15 protein-coding genes are annotated in these 13,824 nt (G+C 66.0%); 9 read left to right on the top strand and 6 right to left on the bottom strand.

From position 1 onward, the window contains the following. Positions 1-84 precede the first annotated feature (84 nt). A complete protein-coding gene (locus LXM88_RS25765; RefSeq protein ID WP_262545378.1) occupies positions 85-2,295 on the bottom strand; it encodes a xanthine dehydrogenase family protein molybdopterin-binding subunit in 2,211 nt (736 codons plus the stop codon). Between the two features lie 2 nt (positions 2,296-2,297). Next, on the bottom strand, positions 2,298-2,759 hold the full coding sequence (locus tag LXM88_RS25760) for a (2Fe-2S)-binding protein (protein WP_122947639.1): 462 nt from the start codon (positions 2,757-2,759) through the stop codon (positions 2,298-2,300). 182 nt (positions 2,760-2,941) lie between these two features. Between LXM88_RS25760 and LXM88_RS25755 the strand changes: the two genes are divergently transcribed. Next, the gene (locus LXM88_RS25755) at positions 2,942-3,865 is read left to right on the top strand and encodes an AraC family transcriptional regulator (RefSeq protein ID WP_262545377.1); all 924 of its coding nucleotides are present in this window, start codon (positions 2,942-2,944) and stop codon (positions 3,863-3,865) included. A 35-nt stretch (positions 3,866-3,900) separates the two neighbouring features. On the opposite strand, the gene LXM88_RS25750 is transcribed toward LXM88_RS25755, so the two are convergent. Further along, the gene (locus tag LXM88_RS25750) at positions 3,901-4,212 is read right to left on the bottom strand and encodes a hypothetical protein (RefSeq protein WP_262545376.1); all 312 of its coding nucleotides are present in this window, start codon (positions 4,210-4,212) and stop codon (positions 3,901-3,903) included. 637 nt (positions 4,213-4,849) lie between these two features. Next, a complete protein-coding gene (locus LXM88_RS25745; protein ID WP_262545375.1) occupies positions 4,850-5,215 on the bottom strand; it encodes a hypothetical protein in 366 nt (121 codons plus the stop codon). Between the two features lie 766 nt (positions 5,216-5,981). Here LXM88_RS25745 and LXM88_RS25740 point away from each other — a divergent pair. From LXM88_RS25740 to LXM88_RS25730, 3 genes are all read left to right on the top strand, one after another. After that, entirely contained in the window at positions 5,982-6,305 is a 324-nt protein-coding gene (locus LXM88_RS25740) for a hypothetical protein (RefSeq protein WP_262545374.1), read from the top strand. A 111-nt stretch (positions 6,306-6,416) separates the two neighbouring features. Further along, positions 6,417-7,007, top strand: coding sequence for a hypothetical protein (locus LXM88_RS25735; protein WP_262545373.1), 591 nt, complete (start codon positions 6,417-6,419; stop codon positions 7,005-7,007). Between the two features lie 73 nt (positions 7,008-7,080). Beyond that, a complete protein-coding gene (locus LXM88_RS25730) occupies positions 7,081-7,362 on the top strand; it encodes a hypothetical protein (RefSeq protein ID WP_262545372.1) in 282 nt (93 codons plus the stop codon). On the opposite strand, the gene LXM88_RS25725 is transcribed toward LXM88_RS25730, so the two are convergent. Beyond that, positions 7,346-7,660, bottom strand: a complete 315-nt coding sequence (locus LXM88_RS25725; protein WP_262545371.1) for a hypothetical protein — start codon at positions 7,658-7,660, stop codon at positions 7,346-7,348. The genes LXM88_RS25730 and LXM88_RS25725 overlap by 17 nt on opposite strands. On the opposite strand from LXM88_RS25725, the gene LXM88_RS25720 reads away from it, so the two are divergent. The 4 genes from LXM88_RS25720 to LXM88_RS25705 all read left to right on the top strand — a co-directional run bounded on the left by LXM88_RS25720 (position 7,647) and on the right by LXM88_RS25705 (position 11,964). Continuing rightward, positions 7,647-9,041, top strand: a complete 1,395-nt coding sequence (locus LXM88_RS25720; RefSeq protein ID WP_262546926.1) for a chemotaxis protein CheA — start codon at positions 7,647-7,649, stop codon at positions 9,039-9,041. The genes LXM88_RS25725 and LXM88_RS25720 overlap by 14 nt on opposite strands. Before the next feature lie 155 nt (positions 9,042-9,196). Next, on the top strand, positions 9,197-9,781 hold the full coding sequence (locus LXM88_RS25715) for a hypothetical protein (protein ID WP_262545370.1): 585 nt from the start codon (positions 9,197-9,199) through the stop codon (positions 9,779-9,781). Between the two features lie 112 nt (positions 9,782-9,893). Then, the gene (locus tag LXM88_RS25710) at positions 9,894-11,315 is read left to right on the top strand and encodes a sigma-54 dependent transcriptional regulator (RefSeq protein ID WP_262545369.1); all 1,422 of its coding nucleotides are present in this window, start codon (positions 9,894-9,896) and stop codon (positions 11,313-11,315) included. Positions 11,316-11,457: 142 nt separating this feature from the next. Further along, the gene (locus tag LXM88_RS25705; protein ID WP_047902799.1) at positions 11,458-11,964 is read left to right on the top strand and encodes a hypothetical protein; all 507 of its coding nucleotides are present in this window, start codon (positions 11,458-11,460) and stop codon (positions 11,962-11,964) included. A gap of 18 nt (positions 11,965-11,982) precedes the next feature. Here LXM88_RS25705 and LXM88_RS25700 read toward each other — a convergent pair whose 3' ends face one another. Beyond that, on the bottom strand, positions 11,983-12,474 hold the full coding sequence (locus tag LXM88_RS25700; protein WP_096473838.1) for a hypothetical protein: 492 nt from the start codon (positions 12,472-12,474) through the stop codon (positions 11,983-11,985). A gap of 394 nt (positions 12,475-12,868) precedes the next feature. Here LXM88_RS25700 and LXM88_RS25695 point away from each other — a divergent pair, with 394 nt between their 5' ends. Further along, positions 12,869-13,522: a response regulator transcription factor gene (locus tag LXM88_RS25695; RefSeq protein WP_262545368.1), complete on the top strand. Its 654-nt coding sequence runs from the start codon at positions 12,869-12,871 to the stop codon at positions 13,520-13,522. Positions 13,523-13,824: the final 302 nt, after the last annotated feature.

Here is a 13,824-nt window from a genome sequence, read left to right as displayed (position 1 = left end):
ACATCGAACCCTGCATCGAACACGCTTCGACAAAAAAATGCCGGCCGAGAGACGTTTCCATCCCGCGGCCGGCATTCAGCCCGATCAAGCCTTCGCGCTATCCGCCGAATCGAACGGCAGCACGTAATGCCGCTTGCCCGTCGCCGCGAAGATCGCATTGGCGACCGCCGGCCCGATCGGCGCGACGCCCGGCTCGCCGACCCCGGTCGGCGCTTCCGCCGACGGCACGATATGCACCTCGACCTTCGGCATCTCGGCCATCCGCAGCACGTTGTAGCCGTCGAAGTTGCGCTGTTCGACCTGGCCGTCCTTCAGCGTGATCGCGCTGTGCAGCGCCGCGCCGAGCCCGAAGCCGATGCCGCCTTCCATCTGCGCGGCGACGATGTCGGGATTGATCGCGGTCCCGCAATCCACCGCGCACACCACGCGCTCGACCTTCACCTTGCCGTCGGCGTCGACCGATACCTCGGCCACCTGCGCGACATAGCTCTTGAACGCCTCGGCGACCGCGATCCCGCGCCCGCGGCCCTTCGGCAGCGGCTTGGCCGGATCCCAGCCGGCCTTCTGCGCGGCCAGCTCCAGCACCGCAAGCATGCGCGGCTCCTTCGCGAGCAGGTCGCGGCGGAACGCGTACGGATCCTTGCCGGCGGTGTGCGCGGCTTCGTCGATGAACGCCTCGACCGCATAGGCCGTGTGCGAGCTGCCGACCACGCGCCACCACAGCACGGGCACGCCCGTTTTCGCGGTGGTGAGCTCGACCGACACGTTCGGCACCGCGTACGGCAGGTTCGCCGCGCCCTCGACCGACGTCGCGTCGACGCCGTTCTTGACCATGAACGCCTCGAACGGCGTGCCGGCGAGGATCGACTGGCCGACGATCCGGTGGCGCCAGCCGACCAGCCGGCCGTCCGCGGTCAGGCCCGCGTCGAGCTTGTGGAAGTACATCGGCCGGTAGAAGCCGCCCTGGATGTCGTCCTCGCGCGTCCACTGCAGCTTGACGGGCTTGCCGTCCGCGCCGAGTGCCTTCGCGATCGACACGGCCTCGACCACATAGTCCGACCACGCATTCGCGCGCCGGCCGAAGCTGCCGCCCGCGTACAGCGTGTGGATCTGCACCAGCTCGGGCTTCAGGCCCGCGACCCTGGCCGCGTTGGCCTGGTCGACCGTCTGGAACTGGTCGCCGGCCCAGATCTCGCAACTGCCGGCCGTCAGCTTGACGACCGCGTCGAGCGGCTCCATCGGCGCGTGCGCGAGATACGGGAATTCGTACGTCGCGCTGATCTTACGCGCCGCGCCCGCGATCGCCGCGTCGGCATCGCCGTCCTTGCGCGCCGACGTGCCCGGCTTGTCGGCGAGCTGCCGGTATTCGCGCATGATCTCGTCCGAGCCGCGCTTCTCGGCGTTCGCTTCGTCCCATTCGACCTTCAGCGCGTCGCGGCCCTGTTTCGCGGCCCAGAAGCCATTCGCGACGACCGCGACACCGCCCGGCACCTGCACGACCGACACGACGCCCGGCACGGCCTTCGCGGCCGTCGCGTCGAACGATTTCACGGTCGCGCCGAAGCGCGGCGGGCGCTGCAGCAGCGCGACGCGCATGCCGGGGAACGTCGTGTCGAGCGTGAAATGCGCGGTGCCGTCCGATTTCGCCGATGCGTCGACGCGCGGAATCCGCTGACCGATCAGCTTGAAATCGGCCGGCTGCTTCAGCGTGACCTTGTCCGGCACGGGCAGCTTCGACGCATCGGCGACGAGCGTGCCGTATGCGGCCGTCTTGCCGCTCTTCGCGTGCGTGACGACGCCACCCGCCGTCGTCAGTTCGCCGGCCGGCACCTTCCAGCGGGCCGCGGCGGCCGACACGAGCATCGCGCGGGCCTTGCCGCCCGCTTCGCGCAGTTGCTGCCACGAGTTCGCCATCGCCGAGCTGCCGCCCGTGCCCTGCATCGTGCCGAACGCGAGGTTCGCATAGCGCTTCGCATCGGCCGGCGCGCTTTCGACGCGCACGCTCGACCAGTTGGCGTCGAGTTCCTCGGCGACGATCGTCGCGATGCCCGTGTACGCGCCCTGGCCCAATTCGACGTGTTTCGCGATGACCGTGACGGTGCCGTCGGGCGTGATCCGCAGGAACGCGTTCGGTGCGAAATCGGTGGCGGGCGCGGCCGCGGCGAGCGCGCGGCGGCCGAGGCCGGCCCATTCGAAGCCGATGGTCAGGCTGACGGCGGCCGCGGCGCCCGCGGCCTTCAGGAACGTGCGGCGCGACGGACGCACCGAACCGGGGTTGTCGAGTTCGATCGTCATGGTCAGGCTCCCAGTGTCGCGGCCGCGTCGTGGATCGCGGCCCGGATGCGGGCGTAGGTCGCACAGCGGCACAGGTTGCCGTTCATCGCGGCGTCGATGTCCGAGTCGGTCGGCTTCGGATTTTGTTCGAGCAACGCGGTGGCCGACATGATCTGGCCGGACTGGCAATAGCCGCATTGCGGCACCTGCAGCTTGACCCATGCGGCCTGCACGGCCTGCGCGGGCTTGCTTTGCAGGCCTTCGATCGTCGTGATGTGCTTGCCTGCGATACCGGCGAGCGGCAGCACGCACGAGCGGACGGCCTGGCCTTCGAGATGCACCGTGCACGCGCCGCACTGCGCCATGCCGCAGCCGAACTTCGTGCCGGTCAGTCCCGCGTGTTCGCGAATCGCCCAGAGGACGGGCATCGACGGATCGGCGTCGAGCGTAACGTTCTTGCCGTTGAGGACAAACGAGGTAGGCATATTTGTATGTCTCCATGGGGAAAACCCGGCATGCGCCCGGTTAGCGGGCAGTGTGCGCGAGCAGCCGGTTTTTGCGTCTACCCAATCCTGCAAATTTATTGAACAATCCTGCAAATCCCGGGCATCGCGCCGGCCGTTTCGCTATGCTCCCGCGACATGGGGAAATCAATCGAGGATTCGTCATGGACATGACCGATATCGCGGCGTCGCGCGAATCCGGGCGGCGCGAGCTGGCGTCGCTGATCGGCCGTTTCGCACCGGCGGACGGTTCTCATTCGACCGCCGTGCCGGGCCTGATGCTGCATCGGCACACGCGGCCGGTCGATCTCGGCTGCGGCGTGTCGCGCGCCGCGCTCGTGATCGCCGCGCAGGGCGCGAAGCGCGTGATCGTGGCCGGTCAGGCTTACGAATACGACACGCAGAATTGCCTGATTACGTCGATCGACTTGCCGATCCTGTCGCGCGTGACGCGCGCATCGCCGGATGAGCCGTACCTGTGCCTGTCGCTGACGCTCGATCCGCAGCGCATCGTCGAGCTCGCGGCCGAGATGCGGCTGCCCGAGCCCGACGCGGGCCCCGAAGGCGAGGGGATCGCGCTCGCCGAGCTGACGCCGCCGCTGCTCGACGCCGCGCTGCGGCTGGTGCGGCTGCTCGATACGCCGGCCGACATTCCGGTCGTCGCGCCGCTGATCGAAAAGGAACTGCTGTACCGGCTGATGACGAGCGGGCAGGGTACGCGGCTGCGGCACATGGCGATCGCGGGCAGCCAGACGCACCGGATCGCGCGCGCGATCGAATGGATCCGCGATCACTACGCGGAGCCGATGCGCGTCGAGTCGCTCGCGCAGGCGGTCAACATGAGCGTGTCGTCGCTGCACCACCATTTCAAGCACGTGACGACGCTGAGCCCGCTGCAGTACCAGAAGCAGTTGCGGCTGCACGAGGCACGGCGGCTGTTGCTGCGGCAGGGCGGCGATGTCGCGTCGGTGGCCGCCGTCGTCGGCTACGAGAGCGCGTCGCAGTTCAGCCGCGAATACAGCCGGCTGTTCGGCGCACCGCCGCTGCGCGACGTCGTGCACCTGCGAAAGAAGGAACTGCTCGGCTGACGCGGCGACCGGCGCGCGTGTCGATCGCGCCCCCGTCATTCATGGCTTTCCCCTTCGTCGAGCATAGCCAGGAATCCCGCGTCGATTTGCTCGACGGCGGCGCGCGCACGTTCCATTCCGCTGCACGGGAATCGTTTCGGCAAGCGCCGGTCCGCATGCGCCGATGTCGACGAAGCGCCGCGACAGGCGCTCCGGTTTCGCCGACAACCCCGTTGATGCTTGAACGACGCGAGCGTCGATCGATCGGTGGTGATCTTCATCGCCTTTTTCCCGACACGCTGATTGACGAGCGGGCCGCCGCCGTTGATCCGTGTGCCTTGGCGTGCCGCTCGATGAGAGCCGGACATCAGGCAATCGACATGCCATGCACGACGCAGTCCCGTTGTGCGCGGGCGGGGGCGCGCAATTGCAGTGCAATATGCGCGCTTTTGTTTCACGCGTGAATCGTGGGGACAGGAAAATACCCCGGACGATGGCCGGTTCGATGCGATTCGATACGACGAAACTCGCTGTAAATCAGGGTTTTGTGGAATTCTTGACGAAGAATCGGTGCTGAATCGGCATGTTTCAATGGTGAGAATCAGGGGGATAAATGCTTGAAAACGTTTCTCCGGTTTATCGCCCGTATGGTGGCTCCAGGTATGAAAAGGGAGTCGAATGAAAATGAAAAACTGATGCGCATGTTTCGGTCAAGATTGCACGTTTTCATTCGTTTTAATTATTGCGCAGGTAACATTTGCAATGACAACGTCGCCGTCGTGCGATCGTGTCGGTATTTTCACGGATGAATCAAATTCGTTTCGTCGGTCGTAACGAATGCGTGTCGCCGACGCATCGGAGGCTGCCGAACCGTGCTGGCAGAAGGGGGCGCCGCACGCTTCGAGTCCTGTTCGTCAGAGCATTGGAGTGCGCCTGCACACGCCGCGACGGGTGGTTCGTCAGCGGAAAGACGGGTGCCGCCGTCCACGCGCGGCGGTTCACTTCTCAAGTTTGAAACACCCGTTCATCTGGCCATTCGGCGAGGGTCCACGGGCCGGATTCATCCGTCAAATCGCGCGATTGCTTCGCGACGCTCAATGATCGGCGCGTGTGCCCGACCGTTGCCGCGATACATTCCTGAAACAAAAAATGACGTTTCCGGCGATTCGTGCCGGCGCGGCGGCCGTTCGGCGCGCGCAATGAACGGCGGAATAACGCGTGGCATGCCGCTTGCGACACTGGACGCACCGGCGAGCGGTCGACACGATGCAACAACGATGTGGGGGCGGCCAGTTCGTCAATAAGCCAGTCGGGGAAACGGCGATGAAGACCATAAGCAGTGGCTTGATCCGCGCGTTCTTTGCGCACCATAGGGGTAGTCGGAAACATCGGGGTAGTGCTTGCGACGCAGTGCCAGCGTCGCGGGTCGTTCCTTGCCGGTTTCCCGCGCTTCGCGCGCTGGGGCGGTTGTCGCTCCGCGCGGCCACCAGGCGACAGCGGTGCTCGCCTTCATTCAGTTCACCCGGATGGATCAGCCTGTTCGTGCCGGACAGCGTGATGCCGATTCGTCTTCGACCGTGCAGCGCAGTATCGATCGCGCCGGGCCAGTACCGGCGCCGGCCGGATTAGATCGAACGCCCGCCGGCCGGATTATCCGGAAACCATTCGTCGCTAGCTCAGGGAGCAGACTTGCCATCAGGCTGCCATGCGGGCTCGTTATCGCTCGGTTAAAGAGCGCATTTTTAACGGGGCTGCATTTTGTAGTGGTAAATGTATTCTCGAATTTTCGATTCCGGAAACGGATGCCAGTGCCGGCATTCGTTTGCGGCGGGGTATCGAAAATCGCGGGCCGGAAAGATGTGCGTGTCATTCCGGTTGATCTAATTATAGTGTTTTCGTGAAATGTTAAATGTTCATAAAAATAATAGAAAACACCTGATCATAAATTTTGGACAACTTATAAACATAAAACCAGACTTAGGCTGTCAAAAAAAAGTACAAAAAATATCAAACTCGCGGTCAGCAATAATTTCTTGATTTTATAGTAATCCTTATTTTTAAGGATTGCTTGAGGCTGGAAGATTGATGGCGTGCGATCTTCCTTGCTCATTCCATCCACGCCGTTTTGGAGTCGACCATGAAGAAGCTTCTGATTGCAGCAGCAGTTCTGGCGGTTTCGGGTGCAGCGTTCGCAGCTAGCGGCACGGTGTCGGGCAGCAATTCGACGAGCGGCGGCCAGACGATGGCGGGTGTTGTCGGGTTCGGCACTTTCGCCGCAACCGATTCCGGCGCAGCGCTCGGCGCAGCCGGCGCAATGGCAGGCCACGGCAGCAGCGGCTCGATCTCGTACACGGACCACACGCAAACGTCGTCGGTCGGCGGCTTCGGCTTCGGCGGCGCACAGGCTGGCGGCAGCAGCGGTGCGAATGCCGGCTCGATCGGTTGGACGTTCCACCACTAAGCCGCCGCGCGTAGCGTTCGTCATTGGCTGGCGGTGCGGACGCCGGGTTCCGCTCGACAGGGGCAGGCCCGGCTCCGCCACCGCCGAACTTCCTCACAGCAAGGGATTGCTATGAAAGCCAACGTCATATTAGCGACAGCGCTCACCGTCATATCGTCGGCTGCATTGGCAGCCGGTTCGTCCACGACCAACCAGACGCAATCCGTTGCAGCAGGCGTTTCCGGTTCGGTGCTGGTCGGCTCCGGCAGCTATACCAGCAATTCGACTTCGACGGCGGGCGCGAATGCAGGAAGTACCGTGACACCCGCCGGTTCCGTCGGCACGGCATCCGCCTTTCACAACTCGACCTCGACGGCCAGCGGTTCGGGCACGAACGGGGGCGCATTCGCGGCAGGCGGCGGTATCGGTGCCGCAGGCTCGTTCGGCGGAAACGGCAGTACGAACGAGAACGCGAATGCGCTGTCGGGAGGGGTGACCGCCACGATCGTACTCGGCGCGAACCACTACACGGCCACGGGCGGGAACGACCAGGGCTTTGCCAACGCGGGTGCCGCCGGGCTCACGGGCAGTGGCGGTTCAGGCGCGCTCGCGGGTTCGAATCACTACAACTCGTCGACCGTTTGGAGTACCGGTCCGGCCGGTTCGCCGTCCGCATCGGGCGGAAGCCAGGGCAGTTCCAGCGCGACCGGAAGCAGTCATTAGTCAGGTGTGGGGGGACCAGTTTCCCAGCGACGCTGGTCTCTTGTCCCGCATTGTTGTCACGTAAGGAGTTGGCATGAAGCGGAAACTGATTGCCGCCGCTCTGATGCTCGCGTCTCTGACGGCGTATGGCGATGACCGTGCCGCCGATGGTGTGCAATCGAATATGCAGACGTCAAACAGCCCTGACCAGACAATCAAACCGTCAGAACAACAAACGCTTTCGTCGGGCAGTGCCATCGTCGGACCGGACACCCAGCAGTGGCAGGGCATGTCGGCCGGCTCGTGGTCCCAGCTGGGCAGCGGCTGGAAGCAGTTCGGGGAAGCAGCAAAAACTGAAGTCATTCAGGGGAATTAGTACGGTTGCCTGGGTGGGAGGTCAAACCTCGTCCGGAGAGTGAAATGAACAGCAACAAGATCAAGGTGGCATGCGCGGCAATGTTCGCGATGTCCGCGATCGGTGCCCAGGCACAAACCGCAGACTCGACTTCGAGCGCACAGTCCTCGACGTCGTCGACGGCCATCAGCCAGGGCGGCGGCTCGAGCATGAACACGAACATCACGAGCTCGCGCGGCGGCAATGCCACCAGCAGCAGCGGCGTTCGCGGCAGCGGCAATTCGAGCGTGAATGTGAACGTGACGATGCCCGCCAGCACGAGCGGCGGCTCGAACGTGACGCCGCAGAGCGTGAGCGCTCTCCAGTCGCCCGGCTCGCCCGGTACCAACCCGTTCAACACCCAGACGTCGGAAAACGTCAACTACTCGGGTACGCAGACGATCAAGACGAACCCGGCCATCCAGGCGCCCGGCCTCACGACCACGCTGTCCGACACCTGCATGGGATCGGTGAGCGTCGGCGTGTCGTTCCCGGGGTTCGGCGCGACGGGCGGCACGACGCTGGTCGACCAGGCCTGCGTCCGTCGTCTCGATGCGCGTGAATTCCGCGCGATGGGCCTGACCGACGTGGCGCTCGCGCTGCTCTGCCAGAGCGACGCGAACCGGCGTGCGGTGGAAGCGACCGGGCACCTGTGCCCGGGCACGACCGCGCCGCTCGCGCGTTCGAATGTCGCGCCCAGCGCCGAAGCGACCGTCGCCGACGACGTGAAGTATCACGATCCGATCGTGCGCAACCGCATGGGCTTGCCGCCGCTCGACGCAGCCGCGCCGGCGCCGGCGCAGACCCGCCCGGTGGCGACGACCGCGGTGCGGGCGGCGCCCATCCCGGTGCCCGTGCCCGTCCCGGCTATCGCGCCGGTTGCTGCGGTGCCGGCAGTTGCGGTGCCGGAAGTAGTCGCAGCCGCACCCGCAGTTGCAGCGCCGGCTGTCGCAGCCGTACCTGCGGTTGCTGCTGCACCGGCTGTCGCAGCCGCACCCGCACCCGCACCCGCAGCCGCGGTTGTACCGGCAGCCGCGATGGCAGCCGTGCCGGCTGCAGCCGTCATCGCCGCACCGGCCGTTGCCGACAAGGCCGCCGAGCCTGCACCGGCCGTTGCCGACAAGGCACCCGAGCCCGCACCGGCCGTTGCCGACAAGGCATCCGAGCCCGCACCGGCCGTTGCCGACAAGGCCCCCGAGCCCGCACCGGCCGTTGCCGACAAGGCCCCCGAGCCTGCACCGGCCGTTGCCGACAAGTCCCCCGAGCCCGCACCAACTGTCGCCGACAACGCGCCGGAGCCGATGCTGACCGCGACCGACAACGCAGCGCAGGCCGCTGCCGCGCCGGCTGCTGCCGTCGTCGCGGCACCCGCAGCCGCTGCGAAGGCCGCCGAGCCGGCGCTGCAAGCCGCCGCCGCCGAAGCGCCCGCACCGGAAGCCGCGCAGCCTGGTGCTGCCGCGCCTGCGGCCGACATGCCGGCAGCCGACGCCAAGGTGCCGGACGCGGCCGAATCCGCGGCAGCACCTGCGCCGTCCGCCAACATGACCACGTTGACCGATCCGGCGCAGGCGTTGCCGCCGGCGTCGGTCGACCAGCAGGCCGTACCGGCTGCACCGGTCGTGCCGACGCCGGCTGGCATCTCGACGAGCACGTCGTCGTAAGCATGCGGGCCGGGCAGCCGTCCGACCGAACGCCGGTCGCACGGCTGCCGCTCGGACCCGTTGCGCGACGGTCGTTCCCGGTTTGACGGGTGTTGGTGCCATCCCCGAGGTCAACACCTCTTTTTGCCTGACGAGGATGCAAGGAGGCCTCAATCATGAGGATCTTTTTGGTCGCTTTGCTGCTGGTCGGCATGCAAGCCGCTGCGCAGTCGGTTTTCCAGAATCCCGCGGTCTTTGTGATCCTGAACGAGCAGACTGCCGCGAACGCCGTGAGCGTCCAGCAGGCGCTGACGACGCTCGGTCGCTCCGACAACACGGCATGCGCACCGATGATGATGATCGGCGACCCGCAGATGATTTACATGATGCCGGAGCAAGGCCACGCGCCATCGTGGCAATCGCCGGCGTACGGCCGCGGCGCGCCGTTCGAAGCGAAGAACGGGCCGACGTCGACGGGCAAGACGGTCGTCGCGATGCAGCATGCCGAGGACATGCAGACGCAGCCGTGGAGCGACGGCAGCGCGATCACGCAGAAGATCGCCGGCGAGTCGAGCATGTCGGCGGCGAACCGGGTGAACGAGTGGCGGCGCAACGGGCTCGACAAGGTCGAGACGGCCCGCGCGACGGACGTGACGGTGAACGGCAAGACCTACCGCGCCTATCGCGACGATCTCGACCGGTCGGCGAAGCCGGTCATCGAGCCGCAGATCTACACGCAGCGCGTCGTTTTCTGCCGATGACGAAACGTCAATCCGGGGACAGGCCGGCACCGCACCGCGGGACTACGAGATCCCGTCACACGCGATTCGGCAACGGCCGTTCCGATATACAACCCTAAGCGGCGAGGCCATCGTGAACTATTGCTGCCAGATCAGGGTATCAGACCCGCAGGATGTCGAACGGGAGGCCGGCACGATGCCGTTCCTCGCCATCCGACGCAACCATGTCGTGCCGTCGCGGCCGCTCGTCTACCTGTCGCAGCAGCACGATGCCGCGCTCGTCGACTGTCTCGCGTTGCGCGGCTGGGAAGTGTGGCGCGCGAAAACCGTTGCGGACGCACTGAATCTCGTCAAGGTGAACCGCCCGCATGCGGGCATCGTCGATTTCGGCAGCTTCGAGTCGCCCGACGTCGCGTCGTTCGAGGCGCTGCTGCGCGACCCGCGCGTCGGCTGGGTCGCGCTCGCCGACGGCGAGCGGCTGCGCGACTTCTCCATCGCACGCCTGATTCGCCACTGCTGTTTCGACTACGTACGCAATGCGACGGCCTACACGACGATCGGCTATCTCGTCGGCCATGCGTACGGGATGCTGAAGCTCTCGGACGGCGACCCGGTCGCGGATGCGCTGCCGGCGGGCGGCACGATGATCGGTTCGTGCGACGCGATGCGCCGGCTGTTCGCGACGATCCGCAAGGTCGCGAACACGGACGCCACCGTGTTCATCGCCGGGGAATCCGGCACCGGCAAGGAACTGACGGCGGCGGCGATCCACCAGCAGTCGGCGCGCGCCGATGCGCCGTTCGTCGCCGTGAACTGCGCGGCCATCCCGTCGACGCTGCTGCAGGCCGAACTGTTCGGCCACGAGCGCGGCGCGTTCACGGGCGCGCACCAGCGCAAGATCGGCCGCATCGAGGCCGCGCATGGCGGCACGCTGTTTCTCGACGAAATCGGCGACATGCCGTTCGAGAGCCAGGCGAGCCTGCTGCGGTTCCTGCAGGAAGGCAAGATCGAACGGCTCGGCGGGCACGCGTCGATTCCGGTGGATCTGCGGATCGTGTCGGCGACCCACGTCGATCTCGAGGCCGCGATGCAGAAGGGGCGATTCCGCGCCGACCTGTACTACCGCCTGTGCGTGCTGCGTATCGACGAGCCGCCGCTGCGCGTGCGCGGCCGCGACATCATGATGCTCGCCGATTACATGCTGCGGCGCTATCGCGGCGACAGTTCGCACCGGATCCGCGGCTTCATGCCGTGCGCGGTCGAGGCGATCCACAACTATCCGTGGCCCGGCAACGTGCGCGAGCTGATCAACCGGATCCGGTTCGCGGTCGTGATGACGAACGGCCCGATGATCTCGGCCGCCGATCTCGAACTGCACGCGTACACGTCGCGGCAGCCGACGACGCTCGCCGAAGCGCGCCGGCAGGCCGAGCGGCACGCGATCGAGGAAACGCTGATGCGTCATCGTCACCAGCATGGAGACGTCGCGGCGGAACTGGGCATTTCGCGCGCGACGCTGTACCGCCTGATGACCGCGCACGGGCTAAACGGCTGACGCGCGATTGCACGCGATTGCGCTCGTGAGCTCAAGACCGTGCGACGGCGGCCGTTAAAGCATGAAATGGCCCGTCCGGACCGCCGGCGCTTCGATGCGTGCGCGGCCGGCACGCGACGTATCACGCTTATCCGGGGTTATCGTGGCAGAGTGCAGTCACTGCGGCAGGACGTTCCTGGTCGGCGGGCAGTCGATCGACGGCCGCCGCTATTGCAGTCCGGCGTGCGCGCACGCGCATCCGATCGTCGTCGAGGCCGAACGGGTGCCCGACGCGAAGGTCCGGCAGTATGTCGACGACTGGCGGTACGGGCCGTGCCCGATCTGCCTGCGCGAAGGGCATCCGGTCGACGTCCACGCGTCGCATCGCGTCGTATCGCTGGTGTTCGTCACGCGCTGGGCGACGCGGCGCCATGTGTGCTGCCGCCGCTGCGGCCGCAAGAAGCAGGCGGTCGCGCTGCTGGCATCGGCCACGCTCGGCTGGTGGGGGCTGCCGTGGGGCATCGTGCTGACGCCGATCCAGCTCGTGCGCAACGCGCTCGGGCTGGCCGCGCGCGATCCGGAGGTCGCGACGCAGCAGTTCGAGGAATTCGTGCGGCGCAAGCTGGCGGCGCGCCGGCTGCAGCGTGCGCGGCAGGGCGCCGGCACCTGATCGGGCGCCGCCGCCCGGTCAGGCCGGCCGCTCGAAGCCCGATGCGACCCAGCGCTCGGCGCTGGCCTTGCTGAGCTTGAATCCGGCCGATACCTTCGCGTCGGCCAGCAGCTCGCCGTACGGATCGAACGCCTTGAGCTGAGCGTACGGCTCGAACTCGTCCGGCACGATGTCGAGCGTCACCGACACATCCTGCCCGGCTTCGTCCTGGATCGTCACTTCCTTGTGCAGCATCGCGCGCCGCTGCTGCTCGTGCCGCATCAGCACCTCGGTCGCGGTCTTCACGAGCGTGCGGAACGCATTCGCGTCCATCGGCTTCGGGTTCTTCTTGTCGCGGCCCATGGTCCACGGCCCGACGAGCGCGGGTTCGGACTCGCCGTCCTTGATCATCTCGACGGCCCAGCCGTCGTCGTCCTCGTTCTTGATGATGCGGGCGGTCCAGCCGTTGTCGCGCCAGAGGCCGTCTTCGTGGATGGAGGTGTCGTCGGATTGCAGGTCGGATTCGGTCATGGGGAAAGCGGGGTGTACGGGCTGCCGGAGTACGGGCAGCTGGCGCATGGGTGGCCGGCAAGAGGGCGGCGGCGCGCAGCCGTCATCGGCGCGTCGCCTGCCGCCGGGTGCCCGGAGTGGCATGCAAAGGACGCAATTTTACCTGCTGGCCGGCCGCATGGCCCGAGCGCCGCGCGAAACCAGCCGTCCGGCCGATGCCGGGCGCCCGAACCGGCGCAAATATCAAACTCGTATTACGTCCCCGACGGCCGATCCCGATGCCGTCCGATATCCGGCCCGCGCGCGGCTTCATAGAATCGACGTTCGGGCTAAAAATATCCCGAACGTCCTTTCAACGCCAAACCGGCCGCGCGCGTTCCGCGCCGCGCGGCCGGTGAACCACCTGGAACTGCGCATGAGGAAATTCAATGTTCGCATCGTCTTCGCATACGACTGGCCGTTGACGCTGGCCGGCATCGAGCAGATCGCCGGCAGCGCCTGCGCAATCGAACTCGTCGCGGTCTACCGGAGCGCGGCCGAGCTGGTCGCGTCGCTCGGCGGCGTCGACTGCGACATCGTGCTGGTCGACTATTCGATCCGCGGCAACGAGCAGATGGACGGCCTCGCGCTGTTCGACTGGCTGCGGCGCACGCGCCCGAACGCGGGGATCGTCGTGCTGGTCGGGAACGAGAATCCGTTGATCTTCCGGTCGATCCTCGCGATCGGCGGCGTGAGCATCGTCAGCAAGTTCGACGAAGTCGGCCATATCGTCACGGCGATCCATTCGAGCTACAGCGGCGGGCGCTATCTGTCGCCGTGCGTCAGGCGCGCGGTCGATGCGATCGGTGAGCGCGGCGAGGCGCCCGTGAAGCTGTCGGCGCGCGAGATCGAGGTGATTCGCCTGTATCTGGCTGGCGTGCCGATCAAGACGATCGCGCAGCGCCTGAGCAAGGGCAAGCAGACGGTGAGCGCGCAGAAGATCAGCGCGATGAAGAAGCTCGGCGCGAGCAACGACGTCGAGCTGATCCAGCGGGCGGCGGGGCTGGGGCTCGGCACGGGTGCGGCCTGAGCGCCCGCGCCGTGCGGGCGCTTTCAGTCCGGCGGCGCACGCGTTTCTGATAGAGATCGAGCTGCGCCAATGAACGCGTTAGCCGAGCGGAAATCAATTCGTCCATCCTCGGATCGATCGATACGACCAATCTTGCTCATCCGCAAATATTCCGCAAATGTCATGTATCTCGAAATAAAGGACTGCTTTTTGATTTAACGGGATTGATATGCTTATGCCCGATTCCGAGTAGCGTCGTTTGATTCCACTGAGAGCCGGATTCGGACAAATCCGAATCCGGAAAAATAAAGTGTTTGCCGGCC

Source organism: Burkholderia sp. S-53 (assembly GCF_025560745.1).
Lineage (GTDB): Bacteria > Pseudomonadota > Gammaproteobacteria > Burkholderiales > Burkholderiaceae > Burkholderia > Burkholderia pyrrocinia.
This window is presented reverse-complemented; position numbering and strand designations above follow the sequence as displayed.